The following is a 22,394-nucleotide window of genomic DNA, read 5'->3' as shown; positions in this document are numbered from 1 at the left end:
CACGCTGCGCGATGCGGAGGCCAGGGGTGGTCGGGCGCCCCGTGCCGCCGAGGCCGCCTACGGCGTCACCGCCCAGTCGGCGAACTGCGCCGTCCCCCGCGCCCCGCTGCCGTCGTTGCCCGCGGTCAGGAACAGGCCGACGTCCTGGGAGGCGGCCGTGCCGGGGACCTTCGCCGTGGCGACCGGGAGCCACGTCGTGCCGTCCGCCGCGTACTCCGCGGTGAACTCGCCGGGCCCCGTGCGCGTCAGCCGCAGGGAGACCGGGGCGCGGACGCCGGCCACCTGCCGGTAGGCGTCGAACGTCCCGTCGCCGTTCGCGTCGTACGACAGCACGACGCCCTGCCCGGGCGTCACCGCGAGGTTCACCGCGCCCGCCGACCACCGCGTGCCGAGCGCGTTCCGCGCGATGATGCCCGAGCGGGCCCAGGCGTTCGTGTCGGTCTGGCTGAGGACCCGCACCCGGACGCTCGCGCCGACGCCCAGCGCCCCCGCCCGGTACACCGCGCCGAACTCCTCGGTCCGCTTCCACAGGTCGTCGCCGGAGCCGTCGATCGCGAAGCGGTCCTCGCCCAACTGCCCGAAGACGGCGGCGTTGTTGGTGACCGTGCGCCAGCCGGCGGACAGCGGCCCGGCCAGGAACAGCGTTCCGGCCCGCACGGCCCGCACGGGCTCCTCGCCCTGCGGCCCGTAGCGCGCGCTCACCTCGTACGGAAGCGGCTGCAACGGCCGTTCCAGGGGCGCCGCGGGAGCGGTGACGCGCCAGCGGGCCGACAGCGTGGCGCCGGGCTCCAGCCGCGGCACCGATGTGGGGCCCTGCGCGCCCGCGGGCAGGCCCGAGACGGCGAGGTCGGCGCGGCCCGTGGCGCGGAAGCCGTTGGTGTTGGTGAGCGAGGCGGTCAGCGCCGCCGTGCCGCCGGGCGCGACGGCCACCGGGTCGAGCGTGCTCGCGAGCGTCCCCTGGTAGGGCAGTGCGGCCAGGGTGTCCCGCACGCGCAGCGCCGTACGGTACGGGTCGCCCACCGGCCGCTGCGGGTGCTCGGTGCGCTCGCGCGTCCAGAACTCCTCTATCGTGAACCAGCCCACGGCCCGCGGCGCCCGCCCCACGCGCAGGGAGTCCTCCAGCTCCTCCAGCAGGCGCCGCCAGCGCGGCAGGTAGAAGTCGCCCACGAGGCCGTGCCAGTCGCGGCTCGCGTAGTCGTGCAGCTTGCCGCCGTCGGACGTGCTCCGCTCGCCCCACACCGTGACGAGCACGCGCGCGGTGCGCTCCAGCTCGGCGGCCTCGTCCGCGTCGGAGCCCATCGCCCGGGCGGCGGCGGTCCAGGGGCCGAGCATGAAGGCCTTGTGCGTGCCCGCGACGTCGTCGGCGAGCCGCATCAGCTTCAGCCACAGCGCGGACAGCGCGCGGAAGGCGGTGCGGTCCTTGCGCGCGTACGCCTCCTTGAGCTGGGGGAGGAGCTGCCGGCTGCGGTGGGCGAGGGCCTGGCGGGCCACGTCGACCAGGTCGTAGCGGTACGTGTCCGCGCCGCGCAGGCCCGCCGCGACGCCGAGCAGCCCGCCGAGGGCGGCGTCGAAACGGACCGGGTCGTAGGCGGGGGCGGTCGGCGCGTACTCGGCGGCGCGGTCCGCCCCGAGCGCCGGGCGGGCGGCGAAGAGGCTGTCGTGCGGGTCGCTGCGCTCGGGGGCGTTCTGCCGGTACGCGGTCTCGCCCAGCACCGTCCACGCCTCCCGCGCGGCCTTGTCCCCGCGGCCGTAGCGGAACGCGGCGTACGCGCCGAACCACTGCGCCCGGCCCGGCGCGCTCTCCAGCCACGCCAGCTCGGAGAAGTACTCGAAGGCCGCCGGGTCGCGGTCGGCGCCCTCGGGCATGTACGCCGTGCCGGCCAGGGCGCTGCCCGGCTTGTCGCGCCACGCGAAGAACCGCTCGTCCCACACGTGCGTCTTCGCGCCGAGCGTGGTGCGGCCGCCGTAGTTGGGGATGCTGCCGAAGGCGTACGGGGTGCCGCCCCAGTCCTTCTCGCGGTCGGTGACGCCCGTGAACCGGTCGGAGACGCCGTCGACGATGAGCATCCGCCGGCGGTCCACGGCGCCCAGCAGCTCCGGCAGCGGGTTGTCCTCCCAGCCGAGGATCACCCACGTCGCGCCCGGGTGCGCGGTGCGCAGGGCTTGCTCGACGGCCTGCGCGGCGGCCGCGACGGGCACGTCGCCCGCGGTGCCGCCCTCGTGCAGCAGGTCCATCTTGAAGTGCCCGGCCGGGCCGAGGAGACGGGCCTGGTGCTCGTAGAAGGAAGCGGCGACGCGGGCGAACGCGCCGGAGCGCGGGTCCAGCCAGTCCGGGCGCCGGAAGCCGTGCCAGATGCCCTGCGGGACGACGCGCGCGTCGGCGTTGCGGGAGGAGAAACCTTCCGGCACGGAGCCGTAGTAGCCGGGCAGCACGGGCGCCATGCCCAGCTCGCGCAGCCGGGCGGTGATCCGGGCGCCGAGGGCGGCACGGGAGTCGATGAGCTTCTGGCCGAGCGGGCCGCCGTAGCCGCTGAGGTTCTGCAGGAGCCACCACGGCTGGTGGGACGGGGCGGGCAGCCAGGCGCGGGCCTCGGCGTCGCTGTAGCCGAAGTCGAGGAGGACGCGCTGGTAGACCGCCTCGTGGCCGCTTATGACGAGGACCTCGTTGCAGCCGTGCAGGGCCAGGACGTCGATCATCCGCTCCCAGTAGGGCCAGTCGGCGTACGGGAGGGTGTAGCCGTCGTTGGTGTCGTTGAGGGCGAAGCGGTGCCGGAGCCTGCTCGCCCGTCTCAGGGGGCGGGCCGGGGCGGGGAGGCTGCGGGGCAGGTCCACGTGGCGCGCGCCCCAGGTGATGTGCGCCCCGCACACGTACTTGAGGTACCAGTGCACTCCCGTCAGCAGCACCGCGGGGCTCGTGCCGGCGACCTCGATCCGCCCTGTGCGGCCGGTCACTTCGAACCGGTCCTCGTCCCCGGCGCCTGCGAGCGCGGTCAGATGGAACTGCTCCGCGTGCCCCTTGCCCAGCAGCCGCACGAGGGCCGCCGCGGCGGGGGCGGTGTCGAACGGCGGGCGGTCCGCGGCCCGGGCGGGCGGCGCGTGGGAGGCGAGGACGGCACCGGCGCCGAGCGCACCGGCGGTTCCCAGCAGCAGGCGTCTCGACGGCTTCGGCTGGTCGGCCGGCTGACGGGTCGACTGATCCGTCGGCTGATGGGTCGGCTGATCGGTCATGGCGCTCTCCACTGTGCTGAATGCGACAACGGACGCGTGCGCGGCGCACGTTAACCGGCGTCACCAGAGGGAGCAATGGGGCGCGCTCGGCGTTCAGCCGTGATCGGTTGCCCAGTCGGCCGGTCAGCCCCGGTCGGGAGTGACTCGGATCCGGCCGGGGTCGGTCAGCCCCGGTCGAGATACGCCAGCACCGCGAGCACGCGGCGGTTGTCGTCGTCGGACGGCGGCAGACCGAGCTTCCCGAAGATGTTCGACGTGTGCTTGGCCACCGCCCGCTCGGTCACGTGGAGCTGCGCGGCGATCGCCGCGTTCGACCGGCCCTGGGCCATCAGCTCGATCACCTCGCGCTCGCGCGGCGTCAGCCCGCCCATCGGCCGGTCCTGCGATCGCCGCGACAGCAACTGCGAGATGACCTGCGGATCCATGGCCGTACCGCCCGCCGCGACCCTGCGGACCGCGTCCACGAACTGGTCGGCGTCGAAGACCCGGTCCTTCAGCAGATAGCCGACGCCGCCGCTGCCGTCCGCGAGCAGCTCCCGCGCGTACAACTGCTCCACGTGCTGGGAGAGCACCAGCACCGGCAGGCCCGGCGTCTCCCGCCGCGCGGCGAGCGCGCACTGCAAGCCCTCGTCGGTGAACGACGGCGGCAGCCGTACGTCCACCACCGCCACGTCCGGCCGCAGCTCGGCGAGGGCCCGGGACAGCTCGGGGCCGCTCTCCACCGCCGCCGCGATCTCGAAGTCGTACGCCTCCAGCAGCCGGACCAGACCGTCCCGCAGCAGGAACAGGTCTTCGGCGATCACAACGCGCACGGGCACTCCAACGTCGGCGGGGACAGCGCCCCTCGACGGCCGGGAGGGCGGGGGCGGTTCCCTCCTATGGTCGCCGATCCCGCGGCCCGTCGATCAGTGCCTGCGGGCAGCTCGTCTCCGCAGTGAGGACAAGCCCGCCGCAACGGCGACGCGTCACGACGGCCGGGAGTCCGGCGGACGGCGCGGTCACCGGCACCGAGGCGCCCGTCATGACAGGGCGCAGGGGATCTCCATCGTGACCATGGTCGGCCCGCCGGCGGGGCTGCTCACTGCCAGCACGCCGTCCAGCGTGCCGATGCGCCGCTCGATGCCGGCGAGCCCGGAGCCCGCCGCGCGCCTCGTCCCGGCGGTGCCGTCCGCCGGGGCGACCGCCCCGCCGCGGCCGTTGTCCGTCACGGAGATCCGCAGCATGCCCTCCGCGTGATGTACGTCGAGCCAGACCCGCCGGGCCCCCGAGTGCTTGGCGGCGTTGGTGAGCACCTCGCTGACCGCGAAGTACGCCGCCGTCTCGACCGGCTCCTCGGCCCGGCCCGCCAGGTCCACGTCCACCTCGACGGGCAGCGGCATCCGCAGCGCCAGGGCCCGCAGGGCGTCGCCCAGGCCGCGCTCGGCGAGCACCGGCGGGTGGATGCCCCGTACGAGGTCGCGCAGCTCGGTCAGGGCCTCGGCGGAATTGGCGCGGGCCGCGGCGACGAGCTGCTTGGCGCGGGCCGGGTCCTTCTCGATCAGCGCCTCGATCGTGCCCAGGCTCATGCCCATGGCGACGAGGCGGGCCTGGGCGCCGTCGTGCAGGTCGCGCTCGATGCGGCGCAGCTCGGCCGCCGAGCTGTCCACCGCGTCGTGCCGGGACTCGGTGAGCCGGTCCACGCGCCGGGCCAGTTCGAGCTCCCGGGCCGTGGCCGGGCCGGGCGCGATCAGCTGCTTGGCCAGCAGGAAGTCCGCGCGCAGCAGGGGCCGGGCGAGGAAGAGGCCCAGGATCGACCAGACCAGGCCGAGCGGGGCCGCCAGATTGGCGGTGGACTGGTCGGTGATGTGGAGGAAGGTGAACCACAGGCCGCCGCCGGCCCGGTCGATCGGCTCCCAGACGCCGAGGGCGAGCACGACCCCCCACGGCAGGTAGAGCACGAGGGCGGGCGCCAGGACGGCCAGCAGCGTGCCGGCCGTCGCGTCCACCAGCAGCCACAGCAGGTCGCGCCAGGTGGCGGGGTCCTTGAGCAGGGCCGTGCAGAGCTCCACCTGGCCGGCGAGGCCGGGGCGCCGTTCGGGCAGCGGGCGGTACGGCTCGGGGATCTCCACGCACGTCCACGCCTTCGCCTGGCGGCGGCGCAGGGAGGCGTGGGCCCGGAGGGCCCTCACGGCCAGGGGGGTGGTGAACAGGCCGATGCCCAGGATCGTGAACGCGATCGAGAGCACGGTGAGCACGAACAGCAGGATCGACGTCGCCATGCCGAAGATCGCCAGCCATAGGCCGCGCGCCGCCGTCAGCAGTGCGTTGCTGATCTTCTTCATCCGGTGTCCCCCTGGTGCTGTGCTCCCGGGCCCGCGGCTCGGGCCCGGGAACCAGTGTGGACGACCGCCTCATGATCGTCACGGGGGGTGCCGCCCCGGTGATGGTGTACCTAGCCCCACCCTCTGACCTCGGGGTTCGTCTACGGAACCGGGGCTTCGGGGGCGCGGGGGCCGCCGATCCGGATCAGTAGCCGACGGGCGGCGCGTACTTGTAGCCGACCCGGCGGACGGTCACGATCGACGCGCGGTGCTCGGCACCCATCTTGCGGCGCAGCCGGGCCACGTGGACGTCCACGGTCCGGCCGTCGCCCACGTGGCCGTAGCCCCACACGGTCGTCACCAACTGGTCGCGCGTGTGCACCCGGTGGGGGTGCGCGACGAGGTGGGCCAGCAGCTCGAACTCCAGGTACGTGAGGTCGAGCGGGCGCCCGGCCACGCTGGCCGTGCGCTGCTCGGGGTCGATGCTCACCAGTGCGTCCCCGCGGGTGGCGGCGGGCGCGGTCTCGGGGGCCTGCTGCTCGGCCGGGACGAGCACCAGATAGCCGATCATCGGCGGCTGGCCGGGCAGCGACGGCACGGTGTGCTGCGGCGCCGGCATCCAGGTGGCCGCGCCGGAGTGCAGCAGCTCGGCGACCGGCGGCACCTCGTCCGGCGAGACGGCCCGGAGCCGGTGGCGGTGCGCGGTATGCGAGGGGTGGGAGGGGTGCGTCGTGGCGTGCGGGGCGGCGGAGGCGGCCGTGGCGGTGGCCGCGGCGGACGGGGCGGGCACGGTGAGGGTACGGAGGTTCGTCATGGAGAGCTCAGCTCTTTCGCGCGAGAGACCGTCGAGGGGACGTGCGTGTGCGCGGGGCCGTTGGCCGGGACCGGGGACCGGCGGCTGACTTCGACGTGGGGGTCAGCGGGAGGAGAGGGCCTGCGCGGAAGTCGCGCGGCAACACACTCGGTCGAAGTCGTCGTGCTGACGGGAAGGCCAGAAGGGCTCAAGGTCGAAACGACCCGTCGCGGTGTTCTGGAAGCTGGCCATGCCCCTATTGAAGCATGACCCGCGACGGCGCAGCAGACTCCGGGTGGGGGCGGATACGCGACCTTGGCGTGATGCCCGCCACCCGCGAAGGGCCCGGCAAATACGGAGCAGTCGACTCCGGAAGGCGGGGGCGGACGGACCGGCCCCCGCGAGGCGATCACGCCGCGGGCAGCCGCCTGCGCCACTCCAGCGGCTCGACCCGTATCGCCCGGTCCGGATCACCGTCCCACTGCGAGGACAGGCCGGCCGCGGTGAGCGCGGCCACGACCTCCCGCCCCACGGCGACGGAGGCCTCTTTGCGGTCTTCCTCGTCCTTGTGAGCGCCGAAGGTCAGCAGCAGGCCGCCGCCGTCGGCGGCGTGCCGGGTGTCGTCGTGGTAGAAGAACACGAAGCCGTGATCGCCATCGGCGGCCTCGCCGCCGATCTCCGTGAAGGCGCAGTTGCCGCAGCAGGCGAAGTGCATCCGGGCCGTGACGCCGCTGCCGTTCAGCGCCGCGAACGCCGCCGCGACCCGGTCGGCGTCGGTCACCTCGGGCCAGCCCTCCTGCTCGGCCAGCCGCTCGCGCCACAGGCGGCGCACGATCCGGCGGGCGGCCGGCACGGAGAGCGGGGTGGCGCCGTCGGCGTGGAAGTGGTCGGAGACGGACTCGGTGATCTCCTCGGCCGTGCCGAACCCGCACCGGATCAGCCGCCCGGCTTCCGCTTCGGCCTCGGCCAGCAGCTCCGGATCCGGCTCAGCAGGGTCTTCGTCCTCCTCCTCCGGAAACCGGACCTGCTCCCAGGCGTACCCGTCCGCCCACCCCTCCTCGCCCCGCGCCCACGCCACGAACACGGCCGTCACCTCGCCGGCGCTCTCCATCCGCACCCCGAAGTGCCGCTCGGCCGTGCCCTCGCGGTACTCGACCTCGTACGGCCCGCCGTCCTCGTGCCAGGTCTGGATGTAATGGTCGCCGCCGCCCTCCGCCTCCCCGGCCCCCTCCGCGCGCTCGACCACCGCGAACCGGTCGCCTTCCCCACCCAGCCGGGCGATGACCCCCGCCAGCTCCTCGGCACTGACGCGCGAACGGACCTCACCGGACTCGGTGTTGACGGTGATGGGCAGCACGGATGACAGCATGGATCCCCCTCGCGGATGGGCCGCCCCCCGTTCGGCGACCGCGTAGGAATCATCCTGACACCCCCCACTGACAACGAGGCGCGTCAGGACTTCCCGGCGACGACCGGGTAGTGGTCGCTGAGGTTCGTGTACGTGTAGTCCTTGCCCCAGCTGGAGACCGTCCACGGTGCGGACGACTCCTTGACCACCGTGTTCTTCCAGGTCGCCGGGCGCGCGTGGCCGTTGCGGTGCAGGACGTAGTCGAGGTCCTCGCGGCCGTCCGTCGGATAGCGGTAGGCCGCGATCGAGTTCTCCTTCGTGTCGAAGGAGTACGGGTGGCCCGTGCGCTCCGTCGGCGGGGCGAGGTCGGCATTCGCGAGCAGGGCCGCGTATTCGCTTCCTTGCGAGTCCACATTCAGGTCACCGGCGACCATGACCTGCTCGTTCGAGGGAATGTTCTTCGCGTCCAGGAAAGCGTCGATCTGGCGGAACTGCTTCGCCCGGTCCGCCGCCGCCTCACCTGCCGCGCAGCCGCTGTCGGTCGATTGCGCGTGCGTTCCCACCACGTGCACCTTCACGCCGTTCACCTTCAGCACGACGTAAGCGAAACCCTTGTTGGACCACCAGTCCGCACCGCACGCGTCATTGAAGATCACCTGCTCCTTGCGGACGACCGGCCACTTGCTGAGCACCGTCACCCCGCCGTCCTCCGGCGTGGTGGACGAGTAATTCCCGCTCGTGGCGTCCCAGCCGTCCTTGCTGCGCCCGACGACCGGTGTCTGATACGGGTACGAGCCCGCCGCATTCGCCTTCAGCGCGTCGGAGGCGCCGTTGTCGAAGGCCTCTTGGAGGACGACGACGTCATTTCCCTGGAAGAAGCCGGCGGCCGGTATCTCCTTGGCGCGGTGGTCCTGACCCCAGTTGGGGTAGAGGTTCTTACTCATGAGGAAGGTGTTGTACGTGAGCACCTTCAATTCCGGAACATCGGCGGGCGAGGCGGCCTGAGCGGCTGCGCCGGGCACCGCGGCGGCGAACGCGACGGTGGCGAGGGTGATCGTGAGCGCGGGCTTGAGGTTCGGCATTGCCACATCAAATCAGCCACTGTTACTTCCCGACATCATTACGGTGATCAATTCCCCTACGCGGGGCGACGACTTCGTGCCGCGTCTTCGTGTCGCGTTCGTGCATGACTCGTTGAGTGCGTTGGAAGAGTGGAAGAGATGCGGTGACCACCCACCGTGAGGAGTTCCCATGCCCCCGCCCCTGCACCAGGGTCTCGTGCTCGATTTCGGCGGCGTCCTGACCACCCCGATCGCCGACTGCACCCGGGCCTTCTGCCTGCGCGAAGGCCTCGCGCCCGACGCGTTCCTCCAGGTCATCTCCACGGACCCGGAAGGCCGCGAGATCTACGCACAGCTGGAGCTCGGCCGGATCGGCCAGGCCGAGTGGAACGAACGCACCGCCGCACTGCTCGGCGTCGCCCCCGGCAATCTGATCGGCCGGGTCCTCGCCGACCTCCGCCCCGAGCCCCTGATGCTCGCGGCGGGCCAGGCGGCCCGCCGCGCGGGCGTGAAGGTGGGCATCCTGTCCAACAGCCTCGGCTCCGGCCCCTACGACCCCTACCGGGGCTACGGCTTCGGCACCCTCTACGACGCCGTGGTGCTGTCGGGCGACCACGGCCTCCGCAAGCCGGAGCCGGGGATCTACCCGCTCATCCTGAAGGAGCTGCGGCTGCCCGCCGAGGCCTGCGTCTTCGTGGACGACTCGGCCCGCAATCTGCCGCCCGCCCAGGACCTCGGCATGACCACCGTCCTGGACGCCGATCCCGCGGAGACGGTGAAGAAGCTCGAAGAGCTGTTCCGGCTCCCGCTGAGGTGACCGGCCGGCCCCACCGAAAGGAGTTCGGAGTCCAGTGAACATCGACGGCTCCACCGTGCTCGTCACCGGCGCCAACCGCGGCATCGGACGGGCGCTCGTCTCCGCGTTCCTGGCGCGCGGCGCCCGTCGCGTCCACGCCGCCGCCCGGAATCCGGCCGCGCTCGAACCGGTCGTGGCCGAAGCCCCGGACCGCGTGGTCCCGCTGGCGCTGGACCTCACCGTGCCTGCCACGATCGACGCCGCGGCGGAAGCGGCCGCCGACGTCACCCTGCTCGTGAACAACGCCGGCACGCACGCCGTCGGCCACCTCCTCGACATGGACTTCGGCGCCGTCGAGGACGTGATGCGCACCAACTACCTGGGCACCCTGCGCGTCCTCCGGGCCTTCGTGCCCGTCCTGGAGCGCAACGGCGGCGGGGCCGTCGCCAACGTCATCAGCGTCGGCGCCTTCGGGGGCACGCCGTCGCTCGGCGGATACCCGGCCTCGAAGGCCGCGCTGCACCTGATGACGCAGGCCGTACGGGCGGACCTCGGCCCGCGCGGCATCGCCGTCCACGCCGTCTTCCCGGGGCCCGTCGACACCGACATGATCGCCTACGTCGTCCGCAACGAGCCCGCGTTCGCGGACTTCCCGCTGGCACCCGTCGCCGAGGTCGCCGCCGCCACGCTCGACGGCCTGGAGGCGGGCGAGGAGGACATCTTCCCGGACGCGTTCGCCGCCCAGGTGGGGCGGGAGTGGAGGGCCGACCCGAAGTCCGTGGAGAGAAGGCTGACGGGGATCCCGTAGGCCGTGCGGACCACGTGCCGCTCAGCCGTGCGGACCACGTGCCGCTCAGGGGATGTGCCGGCGCCGCTCAGGCCGTGTGCCAGTGCCGCGCCGCCGGCCCGTGGTGCGTGGCCAGGGCGCGGTCCAGGTTCGTCGCGGCGCTGATCAGGGCGAGGTGGGTGAACGCCTGCGGGAAGTTCCCGAGCGCCTCGCCCGCGGGCCCGATCTCCTCGGCGTACAGGCCGAGGTGGTTCGCGTGGGTGATCATCTTCTCGAAGACGTAGCGGGCCTCGCCGACCCGCCCGGAGCGGGCCAGCGCCTCGACGTACCAGAACGAGCACAGGTTGAACGTTCCCTCGCCGCCGTCCAGGCCGTCGCTGCCGTCGGTCCGGTAGCGGTGTACCAGGCTGTCGCTGACCAGCTCCTCCTCGATCCGCCGCACCGTGGACAGGAACCGCGGGTCCTTGGGCCCGGAGAACTTCACCAGCGGCATCACCAGCAGCGAGGCGTCCAGCGTCGGGCTGCCCGGGTACTGGCAGTACGCGCCGAGGTCCGGCGCCCAGCAGCGGTCCTGCACGAACCGGTACGCGGCCGCGGCCGTGTCCCGCCACTGCTCGACGGGGGCCGGCATGCCGCGGTGGCGCGCGATGCGCATGGCCCGCTCGAAGGCGACCCAGGTCATCAGCGCGGAGTACGTGAAGCGCTGCCGGCCGCCGCGGGTCTCCCAGATCCCGTCGTCGGGCTCCTCCCAGTTCTTCTGCAGCCAGTCGAGCTGCCGGGCGAGCGCCTCCCACAGCTCGTACGAGATGGGCTCGGCGTGCTTGTTGTACAGGTAGACGGAGTCCATGAGCTCGCCGTGGATGTCGAGCTGGGTCTGGCCGGCCGCGGCGTTGCCGATCCGGACCGGGCGCGCGCCGTTGTAGCCGCAGAGGTGGTCCAGGACCGTCTCGGGCAGGTCGGGGCGGCCGTCGATGCCGTACAGCACCTGCAAGCCGGTGCCGGGCGGGGCCTGCACGCAGCGCTGGTGGAGCCAGTCGATGAACGCGGCGGCCTCCTCCGTGAAGCCCAGCCGCATCAGTGCGTAGAGCGTGAAGGCGGCGTCGCGGACCCAGGTGTAGCGGTAGTCCCAATTGCGGCCGCCGCCCGGGGCCTCGGGCAGGGACGTGGTCGCCGCGGCGACCAGGGCGCCGGTCGGCTGGTAGACCAGCAGCTTCAGGGCCAGCGCCGAGCGTTCGACGACCTCGCGGTAGCGGCCCCGGTACTGCGACTGCCGCAGCCAGCCGTCCCAGTACCGCAGCGTCATGTCCAGCAGCCGCGTGGCCTCCGTGCAGTCCAGCGGGCGCACCACGCCCTCCCGTACGGCACCTTCCCCGCCCCACTGCGCGGCGAGCTCCAGCGGCTGTCCGGGCTCCAGCGTCACCGTCGCGCGGGCGGAGCCCCCGTCGCCGGGCGTCAGGGGCGCGGAGGAGCGCAGCACGAGGCAGCCGGCCGGGCTCGCGAAGACGGCGCCCGCGCCGGGGACGGGCGTGACCGTGTGCGGGGCGCGGCCGTAGTCGAACGCGGGCCGGCAGTAGACGTCGATCACGGCCCGGCCGCGCAGCACCCGCACCTCCCGCACGATCTGGCGGGTGCCCGAAGCCGGGCAGGACGGGTGGTCGGGCACCATGAAGTCGTACAGCTCGGCCACCGAGTCCCGGCCGAGGAACCGGGTCAGCAGCACGTTCGAGTCGGGCATGTACATCTGCTTGGTGCGCTCCGCGCCACGCACCGTGACGGAGAACGACCCGCCGCGGTCGGCGTCGAGCAGCGACCCGAAGACGGAGGGCGCGTCGAAGCGGGGCAGGCAGCACCAGTCGATCGTGCCGTCCGCCCCGACGAGCGCCACGGTGTGCAGATCGCCGATGATCCCGTGGTCCTCGATGGGCAGGTAGCCGGGTTTCATGGGCCCCTCCTCCGCGGAGCGGGCATGCCACACCACCCGTTATACCGCTGGTAGCGGCCGGGTGCCTGCGCTCTTTCGTCAGCCCCTGCGTGCTCCCGTCAGCCGGCGGGCTGCGACCGTGACAGCGCCTCCCGTACGGCCTCCTCCGTACGCCCCACCACCGCCGTGCCGTCGTCGGCGGTGATGATCGGCCGCTGGATGAGCTCGGGGTGCTCGGCCAGGGCCTTGATCCACCGCTCGCGCGCGCTCGCGTCGCGCGGCCAGTCCTTGACGCCGAGCTCCTTCGCCGCCGCTTCCTGGGTGCGCGTGATGTCCCACGGCTCCAGGCCGAGCCGGTCGAGCATCGCGCGGAGCTCGTCCTCGCCGGGGACGTCCTCCAGATAGCGGCGCACGGTGTACCCGGCCCCTTCGGCGTCGAGCAGGCCGATGGCGCTCCGGCACTTCGAACAGGCGGGATTGATCCAGATCTCCATGCCGCACACCGTACCGCGCACCACCGTCAAATCCCGCCTGAGCTGGGGCGATTGTCAGTGGTGGGCAGTAAAATCGAAGGCATACGAGAGAGGCTGTGACCCCCCTCAGGAGGAACGCCGATGGCCGTAGCCGCACCCACTCTTCCCGATCTCCCGAGCCTTGCCACGCTGCCGAAGAAGCCGATGCCCGCGGGCCGGCCGCGCGCGTGGTACGAATCCCACAACCGCCAGCTGAAGGCCATGCGCCTGGCGATCGCGCTCCTGCACTCCGGGGTCTACCGCCCGGAGCAGGCGAGCAACCGCCGGATAAGGGCGACCGCGGTCAGCATCGGGGTCCACACGCCCTCCGACACGACGTGCCGGGCGGTGCGCTCCCTCATCCACGACGCCGCCAACTACTGACAGGAGCGGCAGGGGCCTCTCCCGGCGCGGCCGACGCCCGCATGCGGACCCGCGAACTTGCCCATACCGTGGCAAAGGGTTCGTCATGTCGTCGCTGGTCATCACTGACCATCACTGACCATCACTGGTCGTCACCGGGAGAGGCCCATGCCTGCTCGTACGCTCAAGGACAAGGTCGTCGTCATCGGCGGCGCGTCGAAGAACCTCGGCGGCCTCGTCGCCCGCGAGCTCGCCCGGGACGGCGCCAGGATCGTCGTCCACTACAACAGCGACTCCTCGCGCGACAAGGCGGAGCAGACGGTCGCGGACGTGAAGGAGGCCGGCGGCGACGCCTTCGCCCACCAGGGCGACCTGACGAAGGTCGCCGAGGTCGGGAAGCTCTTCGACGCGGCCGTGCGGACGTTCGGCAGGGTCGACCACATGGTGAACACCGCCGGCATGGTCATCAAGAAGCCGATGACCGAGACGTCGGAGGAGGAGTTCGACAAGATGTTCGCCGTCAACAGCAAGGCGGCGTACTTCATGATGCGTGAGGCCGCCAAACGCATCGAGCGCGACGGCTCCATCGTCACCGTCGTGACTTCCCTGCTCGCCGCGTACACCGGCCTCTACTCCGTCTACGCCGGCAGCAAGGCCCCCGTCGAGCACTTCACCCGCGCCCTCTCCAAAGAGCTCTTCGGGCGGAACATCTCGGTGAACAACATCGCCCCCGGCCCGATGGACACCCCGTTCTTCTACCCGGCCGAGACGGACGACTCCGTCGCGTACCACAAGTCCTCGTCCATGAACGGCGACCTCACCAAAATCGAGGACATCGTCCCGTACGTGAAATTCCTGCTGACGGACGGCTGGTGGCTCAACGGCCAGACCCTCTTCATCAACGGCGGCTACACCACTCGCTGACGTGGGGCTGACATAGGGTTGCCGCTTATGTGGCAAGGACAGCAGTCTCCGGGGGACCCGCGGCATCCGCAGGGCGGGCAAGCGAATCCGTATCAGCAGCCGAGCCCGTACGGGCCGCCGCCGCAGCCGCCACGAGGCGGGAGAAACAGGACGAAGGTCATAGCCATAGCCGCGGCGACGGCCGTCGTCATCGCCGCGGGCGTCACCGGTTTCCTCGTCCTGGGCGGCGACAAGGACGCCGAGGCGAAGAACCCGAAGCCCGCCACGAGCCCCTCGTCAGCCGCCCCGAGCACGGACCCCGGCGCGTCGGCCGGCACCGACAACCCCCGCGCGGACCGCGACCCCAAGCCGGTCGTCCCCGGCTGGAAGGTCGTCACGAACCCCGCGAAGGGCATCGCCTTCGACGTGCCCCCCGAGTGGGACCGCAAGCAGTCCGACTGGGTCACCTACGTCGCCGAGAACGACGACCCCGAGGACAAGCCGCTCGTCGCCTTCATGGCACCGGCGATGCTCGACCCGACGTGGTGCAGCACCGGCAGCGGCGACAAGAAGGAAAACATGGCCCTCGCCGCGGCCGGCTCCCGCAGCGAACGCGGCCAGGACCCCGAGGCCGCCGCCCGCGCCAACGCCGAGGCCTGGCTCTACGGCTTCTACACCCAGCCCGACAAGAAGAAGATCAAATCCGCCCCGGCGGAGCAGCACACCACCACGTCCGGCCTGTCCGGCACCGTGGTCACGTCCTCCACCTCGGGCGTCCCGAAGAAGAACAAGTGCGCCTCCGACGGCAAGGCCACCGCCTTCGTCTTCAAAAACCCCAAGGGCAACGAATACACGTCCTGGACCCTCTTCGCCGCAAAGGACGTCAAGAACGAACTCCCGGACGACACGGTCCGCAAAATCCTCAACACGGTCCGGCTCTTGGAGCCCGCCAAGTAGCAGAACACGTGTGGGCCGCCACCCGAATTCGGGTAGCGGCCCACACGCGTGGTCAGCCCGGCGTCTTAGATGTCGAAGTAGCACATAAACATCACTCTGAGCTGTATAGATGCGTGCCTCCGGAGAGGTTGGCGCACAACCGGTGCGCACCGGAGGCTGCTTGCGAAGTGAGTGGCTGTACTGGTGCGAGGCGGTACGGAGCCATGTTGAGCGTTGCGTACAGGCTGTGGCGACGGCTGATGGGTGAAGGATTGGGTTCGGCGGAATGGCGGCACGCCTGGAGCTGGCACTGCTCCGTACCGGAGCTCCACGATGCCGCGCACGCGGCCCGGCCGTCGACCGACAGGCGCCCGGAGTGACGGTGCCGTCGAGGGACATGAGGCGGCAGCAAAGGTGCCACCCACTCGCACAAGCCTCCTATTGTGAGGGGGGTATGACGAAACAGTGATCGATTACAACGTCAGCGCCCACTGGTTCGCTGACGATCCAGACTGGCTGAACTCCCTCGTCTCATCACTCGATCGCGGCCACGGCGTTAGCAGCGTTCTGCCGCTGACCGTGATCCGTAGAAGAGGTGCTGGAGTGGCTAGAGCTCGCCAGCGGCGTCGATGCATGGAAGAAGTCTGCCAACCGAAATTCGCTGCGGCTCGACCTTGACGAGTCTCCACCAGTGCGATCGGGACCTCGCTGCGAGCACACATCGCCGCACTGCTCGCACATTTCCAGGCCCCTCCGAGCGGCTCGACGGTAGTCCCGCGGCGCTTTTGGCGCAGCCACCAGGCACCCGCGTCCACGCCATTTGGGCCGATGTCACCATGGCCGCGAAGGATCTCCTTGAAGCGCTCGGCCATGACGAGGCTGTCCGCGCCAGCTGGGGTGATCTCATGGCCACAGCCCAGGACCGTTCTTTGGAAGGCCGGGAGTGCCGCCGATTGCTGAACTGCTCTACGGCCAGTTGCGCAGACGCGGCCTCAGCGCGCAGCAGACCTTCCGGAACCTTGTCTCCGGGGTCGCATTCGGTCGTCCCGACGATATCCCCGGTTTCGAGGACGGCGCGGGTGACGTCGATGAGGCTGGCGTTTTTGAGGCGATGCAGGCATGACTTCGCGCAGGCGCCCCCAGACGCCCGGCTCTCGATCAGATTAGAAACTGGCCGTGGGCGGTCGACTTCGATATCCCCAGGCAGAGTGGCACCTGCCGCCAGGCAGACCCGCTAACCAGAACGTAGATGATGGCCGCGAGCAGCGTCTCATCAGGCGAATCTTACGTTCCGCCGCCCTGCGATTTCCCGCAACCCGTCCGGAATGATCCAACTCCACATACTCCACCCCATGAAGGGATCAATATCCGCCTCACCACGTAGGGCGCGGTCTAAGTGATATGTGCGCTTCCTGTGAGGCGGGGGTCGCAGGAGGGCGGCTTGCATCGGCAAACATGGTTCACCCGAAAAGAGTATTCGTAGGAAGTCGGGATTCAAGGGAACGTCGTCGCGCCATGCTTTTCTCGACCACCTGGAGCTTAATTCGGAGGCCGGATCGTGTTGGATATTTTTTCCTGTACGGAGCGGTACGTTCTAGAGGCATTCGCTGGCACTGCGGTATGTGTGCATACGGGTGATGTGGGGGAGTGTGCTGTCCAGCGGCATCCTGGGTACTCCCGTTTCCGTAGCGAGATGATGGACGATCTGACCAGAAGGAAGGGGAAGCGCTCTAAGCGCTGGGAGGCGCTCATCGCAATGGGGAGACTGGCTGACATGGGCGGTGACGATACGTGGAAAATGGCCTTCGTTGACTGTCTTTCACCCGTACTTCGGCGGCGCTCGCGAATTATTGCGCGAGATCTTCGTACGGATTTTGAGGATGTGCTCTCCGACATGTTCGAGGCTACGCTTCTCGCGTGGGTGGACACGGAACGGGGGTGCCCACCAGGGAGTGTGCGCCACTATGTGATCAAGAGCGCTTACGATATCGCTTACAAGAGAGCTAGGGCGTATGGGGAAGAGCGATCGTCTGATGGCATGGATGACCTTCCCTCGTTGCCGGAGGCCCCGTCAGAATTTACGATGAAGGCTTCGGTCATCGTAAATCTTGCTGACGTGCGAGATCCGGTCGTTGCCGAACAGATTCGTGGCGAGCGCTTCGGTGCCCTCCTGCGGAAGATGGGCTACGTCGAACGCATGGCGTCGTTCCACCAGGAGATCCGTAACGGACTCCACCCTGGGATCGCGCAGAAGGTTCTGAAGGGTGGAGCGGTGACAAGAGCCTGGGTCGATGGCGTGGAGCGGTACTACTACGTATCTGATTTCTACCCAAAATTCATGGGGCTGCGTGACGCCGCCAAAGTGATGGGGATCGCCGAGTCTGCTGCATATCGAAAGGTCAGGGATGGGGATTTCCCCTTCCCTGTGAATTCATCCGGGCGGAGCTATCAGGTGTCCGTGAGGGCGCTCATGCATCATATGGAAATCCCGGATGCGATCGTTCACATGGATGACGTGGAGAACGGGGCGGGGTATGCCGGGTAGCCGGTCGCACGGTCTTCATCCATGCCGCCCCACGGGCCCCGTGCGTCTCGGTGATCGGCGTAGCGATGGCGCTTGTCCCCGCTGAAGAACTCCGAAGCAGGAATGCGGCCGATGGCCGGCCCGAGTGTGATGCCACGGCCTCCTAGCAGCCTGGCACGGATGACACTCCTCCCCCGAGGGGAATCCGTCGGCCAAGGATCGATAGGTCGGCCACACCCGTCCGGGTGACTGCGCGACGCGGTCGGGAACGCCCCGCCGCGCAGGCGGCGACCCGTCCAACGACCGTGGGCCGTGCTCTCCTTCTTGACGGGAAAGGACACGGCCCACGGCCCAAGTACCGCCCAGAGCGCTACAAGGCGGCTCTGGCCTGCGCACTTTCTAGATGTCGAAGTACATCTCGAACTCGTGCGGGTGCGGGCGGAGCTGGATCGGGGCGATCTCGTTGGTGCGCTTGTAGTCGATCCAGGTCTCGATCAGGTCGGAGGTGAAGACACCGCCGGCCTGGAGGTACTCGTTGTCGGCCTCGAGGGCCTCGAGGACGGCCGGGAGGGACGTCGGGACCTGGGGGACGTTGGCGTGCTCGTCGGGGGCGAGCTCGTAGAGGTCCTTGTCGATCGGCTCGGCGGGCTCGATCTTGTTCTTGACGCCGTCGAGGCCGGCCAGGAGGAGGGCCGAGAAGGCGAGGTACGGGTTCGAGGACGGGTCCGGGGCGCGGAACTCGACGCGCTTGGCCTTCGGGTTGGAGCCCGTGATCGGGATGCGCATGGCGGCGGAGCGGTTGCGCTGGGAGTAGACCAGGTTGACCGGGGCCTCGAAGCCGGGGACCAGGCGGTGGTAGGAGTTCACCGTGGGGTTGGTGAAGGCCAGCAGCGACGGGGCGTGCTTGAGGATGCCGCCGATGTAGTAGCGGGCGGTGTCCGAGAGGCCGGCGTAGCCCTGCTCGTCGTAGAAGAGGGGCTCGCCGCCGGTCCACAGGGACTGGTGGACGTGCATGCCCGAGCCGTTGTCGCCGAAGATCGGCTTCGGCATGAAGGTGGCGGTCTTGCCGTTGCGCCAGGCGACGTTCTTCACGATGTACTTGAAGAGCATCAGGTCGTCGGCGGCGGCGAGCAGCGTGTTGAACTTGTAGTTGATCTCGGCCTGGCCGGCGGTGCCGACCTCGTGGTGCTGGCGCTCGACCTGAAGGCCGGCCTTGTCCAGCTCCAGGGAGATCTCCGCGCGCAGGTCGGCGAAGTGGTCGACCGGCGGGGCCGGGAAGTAGCCGCCCTTGTAGCGGACCTTGTAACCGCGGTTGTCCTCGACCGCACCGGTGTTCCAGGCGCCGGCCTCGGAGTCGATGTGGTAGAAGGACTCGTTCGCCGCGGTGTTGAAGCGCACGCTGTCGAAGACGTAGAACTCCGCCTCCGGGCCGAAGTACGCGGTGTCCGCGATGCCCGTGGAGGCGAGGTAGGCCTCGGCCTTCTTGGCGATGTTGCGCGGGTCGCGGCTGTACTGCTCGCCCGTGATCGGGTCGTGGATAAAGAAGTTGATGTTGAGAGTCTTGTCCCGGCGGAACGGGTCCATCCGGGCCGTGGACAGGTCCGCGCGCAGGGCCATGTCGGACTCGTGGATCGCCTGGAAACCGCGGATCGAGGAGCCGTCGAAGGCGAGCTCCTCGTTCGGGTCGAAGGCCGCGGCCGGGATCGTGAAGTGCTGCATCACGCCAGGCAGGTCGCAGAATCGGACGTCGACGAACTTGACGTCCTCATCCGAGATGAACTTCTTGGCCTCGTCGGCGTTCTGGAACATCCAACTCCTCCTAGCCCGGCCGCACGCGGTCGGGGATTGCTTCGGTGGCGCGGTCCGTATCGCACCGGCGCGCTGCGGCCGACCCTAGAGAGACGGGATTTCCCGGGCATGACCCATTTGTTTCGCCGAGGTTAACCGGGGTGCGGCCCGGATGTGCTGTGTAACACGGCCTTCCGACCCCGGGCGGAAGGGAACGAATACGGGCGCAGTACCGTGGACGGGTGGACAACAGGCAAGCAATCGGCTCATGGCTCTCCGGCCCGCGCGCGGCCGCCGAGGAGATGGGCGTCGACTTCGGGCACCGGGGCGAGCGCCTCGGGCTCCCGGCGGACGGGCCCGGCTCCATCGCCCCGCTCGGGCGGCGCATCGGCGCCGTCTTCATCGACTGGGCGCTGTGCATGCTCATCGCCTACGCCTTCCTCGCGGACGGCAAGCCCCAGCAGGCCGGCAACTGGGCCCTGCTGATCTTCTTCGTACTCAGTGTCGTCACCGTCGGTACGGTCGGCTGCACCCCTGGCAAGCGCCTCCTCGGGCTGCGTGTCGTCGCCGAGGGCGGGGGCCGGCTCTCCCTGCCCCGCGTCCTCTTCCGCAGCGTACTCCTCGCGGTCGTCATCCCGGCCGTCATCTGGGACCGCGACACCCGCGGGCTCCACGACCGGCTCGCCCGCGCCGTCCAGGTGCGGATCTGACCGCACGGAGGAGACAGCAACGACGAGGGCGGGGCGGAAACCGAAAAGGTTTCCGCCCCGCCCTCGTCGTTCGCTCTGCTGTCCAGGCTTTCTAGCGGCCCTTCGGCATCCGCGCGCCCTTCGGCAGCGGACCCTTCGGGATCGGCATGTTCTTCATCGGGTCGCCCATGGCCCGCAGCCGGTCGGTGGTCGCCGTCACCTTGTCGCCCGGGACCACGCGCGGCAGCTTCGCCAGCGTCGTGCGGAGCTTCTTCAGCGGCAGCTGGCCCTCGCCGTTGCCGATGATGAAGTCGTGCACCGGGACGTCCGTCATGCGCGCCATCTTGCGCTTCTCGGCCGCCAGCAGGGCCTTGACCCGGCCGGGGTTGCCCTCGCCGATGAGCACGATGCCGGCCTTGCCGATCGCGCGGTGGACCATGTCCTCGTCACGGTTGAACGCGACGGCGGTCGTGGTCGTCCACTGCCGGCCCATCTGGCCTTCCATGATGGCCGCGGCCGCGCCGCGCTGGCCCTCGATCTTGCTCTGGTAGGCGCGCTGGGCGCGCTGGCCGAAGACGATGGCCATCGCGAGGAACGCCAGCAGGACGCCGAGAATGCCCAGGTAGACCGGGTGGCCGATAGCGAAGCCCACGGCGAGCAGGACACCGAGGGTCACGATGCCCACGCCTGCGACGACAAGACCGACCTTCGGGTCGGCCTCTCGCGTCATCTTGTAGGACAGGACGATCTGCTGCAGTCGCCCCTGCTTCTCAGTCTCAGGTGTTGCCTTCCTCGCCATAAGGCGAAGTTTACGTCGCCTGCGGACCGGGGGCCGCCACGGCCTCCAGCACGTGCTGCGCCTCGCGCCGGTCCTTGGCCCGGCGGCGGTCCTCCAGCACCGCGGTCCAGGCGTTCCGCCGCGCGGTGCGCTGGCCACCGCGCATCAGCAGCCCCTCCAGGGCCCGCAGGGCCCCGGTGACGGACGGGGGCCGCACGGCGAGCGTGGTGGGCAGGGCGGAAGCGGCACGGGTGGCTGTCGCCATGGCTGCGTGGGCGGGCGCGGCCTGCATGTCGTTGTCCCCTCGGGAGCGGAAGTGATCAGTGGGCAGCGGGGGGCTGGAGGTGCGTACCGGCGAGGAAGGTCGTACGTGCGGAAAGGTCGTACGTACTGAAGGCGTACTGAAGGGTCGTACGTACGGGGAACTGCTGTGCGTGCCCCTATCGTCACGGAACGGTGTTACCAATGGATGACCTCTTGGTCAAACACCTATGAAACGTTGACGCGGCCCGTACCTTCCCCCACCGTCCGGCAGGGGAGACACGGGCCGCGTCCATGAGCGTGTGCAGGGCCGAAGCCGCAGGTCAGACCGCCTGGGTCGACGGGGCGGCCGCGCGCCGCTCCATCGCCTGCTGGTAGAGGCGGCCGGCGCGGTACGACGAACGGACCAGGGGGCCGGACATGACACCGGCGTAGCCGATCTCCTCCGCCTCGTCCTTCAGCTCGACGAACTCGTGCGGCTTCACCCAGCGCTCCACCGGGTGGTGCCGCGGCGAGGGCCGCAGGTACTGGGTGATGGTGATGAGCTCGCAGCCCGCCTCGTGCAGGTCGCGCAGGGCCTCGCTGACCTCGGCGCGCTCCTCGCCCATGCCCAGGATCAGGTTGGACTTGGTCACCAGGCCGGCCTCGCGGGCCTTGGTGATGACCTCGAGCGAGCGCTCGTAGCGGAAGCCGGGGCGGATGCGGCGGAAGATCCGGGGCACGGTCTCGACGTTGTGCGCGAAGACCTCGGGGCGCGAGGCGAAGACCTCGTCCAGCAGCTCGGGGACCGCGTTGAAGTCCGGTGCGAGCAGCTCGACCTTGGTCCGGCCGGCCTCTCGCTCCGCGGTCTGCTGGTGGATCTGGCGCACGGTCTCCGCGTACAGCCAGGCGCCGCCGTCGGCCAGGTCGTCGCGGGCGACGCCGGTGATCGTGGCGTAGTTCAGGTCCATCGTGACGACCGACTCGCCGACGCGGCGCGGCTCGTCCCGGTCCAGGGCCTGGGGCTTGCCGGTGTCGATCTGGCAGAAGTCACAGCGCCGCGTGCACTGGTCGCCGCCGATGAGGAACGTGGCCTCGCGGTCCTCCCAGCACTCGTAGATGTTGGGGCAGCCCGCCTCCTGGCACACGGTGTGCAGGCCCTCGCGCTTCACCAGGCCCTGCAGCGAGGTGTACTCGGGGCCCATCTTCGCCCGCGTCTTGATCCACTCGGGCTTGCGCTCGATGGGGGTCTGGGCGTTCCGGACCTCCAAGCGCAGCATCTTGCGTCCGTCGGGTGCGACTGCCGACACGTCCGGCTCCCTATGACTTCGATTCCTCGGCGGACACCAGGGTACGCCCGTTATTTCCTACGCTCGTCATTCCTGTGCCCTGGGCAACTCATGGAGGCCCGGACACATTCCCCCACC

19 protein-coding genes and 1 pseudogene are annotated in these 22,394 nt (G+C 70.3%); 7 read left to right on the top strand and 13 right to left on the bottom strand.

Annotated elements, in window-relative coordinates:
- Positions 1-57: 57 nt before the first annotated feature.
- The 6 genes from PS271_RS06755 to sph form a co-directional block, all read right to left on the bottom strand.
- Positions 58-3,228 (bottom strand): alpha-N-acetylglucosaminidase TIM-barrel domain-containing protein, encoded by a 3,171-nt coding sequence (locus PS271_RS06755; RefSeq protein WP_398380965.1) that lies wholly within the window; start codon positions 3,226-3,228, stop codon positions 58-60.
- A gap of 164 nt (positions 3,229-3,392) precedes the next feature.
- Positions 3,393-4,040 (bottom strand): response regulator transcription factor, encoded by a 648-nt coding sequence (locus PS271_RS06750; protein WP_398380963.1) that lies wholly within the window; start codon positions 4,038-4,040, stop codon positions 3,393-3,395.
- Between the two features lie 207 nt (positions 4,041-4,247).
- A complete protein-coding gene (locus PS271_RS06745) occupies positions 4,248-5,549 on the bottom strand; it encodes a sensor histidine kinase (protein WP_398380961.1) in 1,302 nt (433 codons plus the stop codon).
- 184 nt (positions 5,550-5,733) lie between these two features.
- Entirely contained in the window at positions 5,734-6,342 is a 609-nt protein-coding gene (locus PS271_RS06740) for a winged helix-turn-helix domain-containing protein (RefSeq protein ID WP_398380959.1), read from the bottom strand.
- A gap of 388 nt (positions 6,343-6,730) precedes the next feature.
- Complete coding sequence (locus tag PS271_RS06735) at positions 6,731-7,690, bottom strand: DUF6891 domain-containing protein (protein WP_398380957.1); 960 nt, start codon at positions 7,688-7,690, stop codon at positions 6,731-6,733.
- 83 nt (positions 7,691-7,773) lie between these two features.
- Positions 7,774-8,751 carry a sphingomyelin phosphodiesterase gene (gene sph, locus PS271_RS06730; protein WP_398380955.1) on the bottom strand — a complete coding sequence of 326 codons (978 nt, stop codon included), beginning with the start codon at positions 8,749-8,751 and terminating at the stop codon, positions 7,774-7,776.
- A gap of 169 nt (positions 8,752-8,920) precedes the next feature.
- Between sph and PS271_RS06725 the strand changes: the two genes are divergently transcribed.
- Both PS271_RS06725 and PS271_RS06720 read left to right on the top strand, forming a co-directional pair.
- Positions 8,921-9,547, top strand: a complete 627-nt coding sequence (locus tag PS271_RS06725; RefSeq protein WP_398380953.1) for an HAD-IA family hydrolase — start codon at positions 8,921-8,923, stop codon at positions 9,545-9,547.
- Positions 9,548-9,581: 34 nt separating this feature from the next.
- A complete protein-coding gene (locus tag PS271_RS06720; protein WP_398380951.1) occupies positions 9,582-10,334 on the top strand; it encodes an SDR family oxidoreductase in 753 nt (250 codons plus the stop codon).
- A 67-nt stretch (positions 10,335-10,401) separates the two neighbouring features.
- Here the strand turns inward: PS271_RS06720 and PS271_RS06715 are convergent, their stop codons facing one another.
- Complete coding sequence (locus tag PS271_RS06715) at positions 10,402-12,255, bottom strand: glycoside hydrolase family 15 protein (protein WP_398380949.1); 1,854 nt, start codon at positions 12,253-12,255, stop codon at positions 10,402-10,404.
- Positions 12,256-12,353: 98 nt separating this feature from the next.
- Positions 12,354-12,728 carry an arsenate reductase family protein gene (locus tag PS271_RS06710; protein ID WP_398380947.1) on the bottom strand — a complete coding sequence of 125 codons (375 nt, stop codon included), beginning with the start codon at positions 12,726-12,728 and terminating at the stop codon, positions 12,354-12,356.
- 120 nt (positions 12,729-12,848) lie between these two features.
- On the opposite strand from PS271_RS06710, the gene PS271_RS06705 reads away from it, so the two are divergent.
- From PS271_RS06705 to PS271_RS06695, 3 genes are all read left to right on the top strand, one after another.
- Positions 12,849-13,130 carry a hypothetical protein gene (locus PS271_RS06705; protein ID WP_398380945.1) on the top strand — a complete coding sequence of 94 codons (282 nt, stop codon included), beginning with the start codon at positions 12,849-12,851 and terminating at the stop codon, positions 13,128-13,130.
- 147 nt (positions 13,131-13,277) lie between these two features.
- The gene (locus tag PS271_RS06700) at positions 13,278-14,033 is read left to right on the top strand and encodes an SDR family oxidoreductase (protein ID WP_398380944.1); all 756 of its coding nucleotides are present in this window, start codon (positions 13,278-13,280) and stop codon (positions 14,031-14,033) included.
- Positions 14,034-14,060: 27 nt separating this feature from the next.
- Positions 14,061-14,969, top strand: a complete 909-nt coding sequence (locus tag PS271_RS06695; protein ID WP_398380943.1) for a DUF8017 domain-containing protein — start codon at positions 14,061-14,063, stop codon at positions 14,967-14,969.
- A 1,030-nt stretch (positions 14,970-15,999) separates the two neighbouring features.
- On the opposite strand, the pseudogene PS271_RS06690 reads toward PS271_RS06695, so the two are convergent.
- Positions 16,000-16,302 (bottom strand): annotated as a pseudogene (locus PS271_RS06690) (transposase); the annotation flags it as partial.
- Between the two features lie 339 nt (positions 16,303-16,641).
- On the opposite strand from PS271_RS06690, the gene PS271_RS06685 reads away from it, so the two are divergent.
- Positions 16,642-17,493 carry a helix-turn-helix transcriptional regulator gene (locus PS271_RS06685; RefSeq protein WP_398380941.1) on the top strand — a complete coding sequence of 284 codons (852 nt, stop codon included), beginning with the start codon at positions 16,642-16,644 and terminating at the stop codon, positions 17,491-17,493.
- Between the two features lie 378 nt (positions 17,494-17,871).
- Here the strand turns inward: PS271_RS06685 and glnA are convergent, their stop codons facing one another.
- Positions 17,872-19,281, bottom strand: a complete 1,410-nt coding sequence (gene glnA / locus PS271_RS06680) for a type I glutamate--ammonia ligase (protein ID WP_356276309.1) — start codon at positions 19,279-19,281, stop codon at positions 17,872-17,874.
- A gap of 221 nt (positions 19,282-19,502) precedes the next feature.
- Between glnA and PS271_RS06675 the strand changes: the two genes are divergently transcribed.
- Positions 19,503-19,970 carry an RDD family protein gene (locus PS271_RS06675; RefSeq protein WP_398380939.1) on the top strand — a complete coding sequence of 156 codons (468 nt, stop codon included), beginning with the start codon at positions 19,503-19,505 and terminating at the stop codon, positions 19,968-19,970.
- A 91-nt stretch (positions 19,971-20,061) separates the two neighbouring features.
- Here the strand turns inward: PS271_RS06675 and PS271_RS06670 are convergent, their stop codons facing one another.
- The 3 genes from PS271_RS06670 to lipA all read right to left on the bottom strand — a co-directional run bounded on the left by PS271_RS06670 (position 20,062) and on the right by lipA (position 22,277).
- Positions 20,062-20,748, bottom strand: coding sequence for a DUF4191 domain-containing protein (locus PS271_RS06670; protein ID WP_398380937.1), 687 nt, complete (start codon positions 20,746-20,748; stop codon positions 20,062-20,064).
- A 10-nt stretch (positions 20,749-20,758) separates the two neighbouring features.
- Positions 20,759-21,019, bottom strand: coding sequence for an SCO2195 family GlnR-regulated protein (locus PS271_RS06665; protein ID WP_398380935.1), 261 nt, complete (start codon positions 21,017-21,019; stop codon positions 20,759-20,761).
- A gap of 292 nt (positions 21,020-21,311) precedes the next feature.
- Positions 21,312-22,277, bottom strand: coding sequence for a lipoyl synthase (lipA, locus tag PS271_RS06660; RefSeq protein WP_398380933.1), 966 nt, complete (start codon positions 22,275-22,277; stop codon positions 21,312-21,314).
- Between the last annotated feature and the right edge of the window lie 117 nt (positions 22,278-22,394).

It is taken from the genome of Streptomyces sp. SCA2-17 (assembly GCF_044336695.1).
Note: the sequence above shows the minus strand (reverse complement) of the source record. Positions and strands in the feature narration are given on the sequence as shown.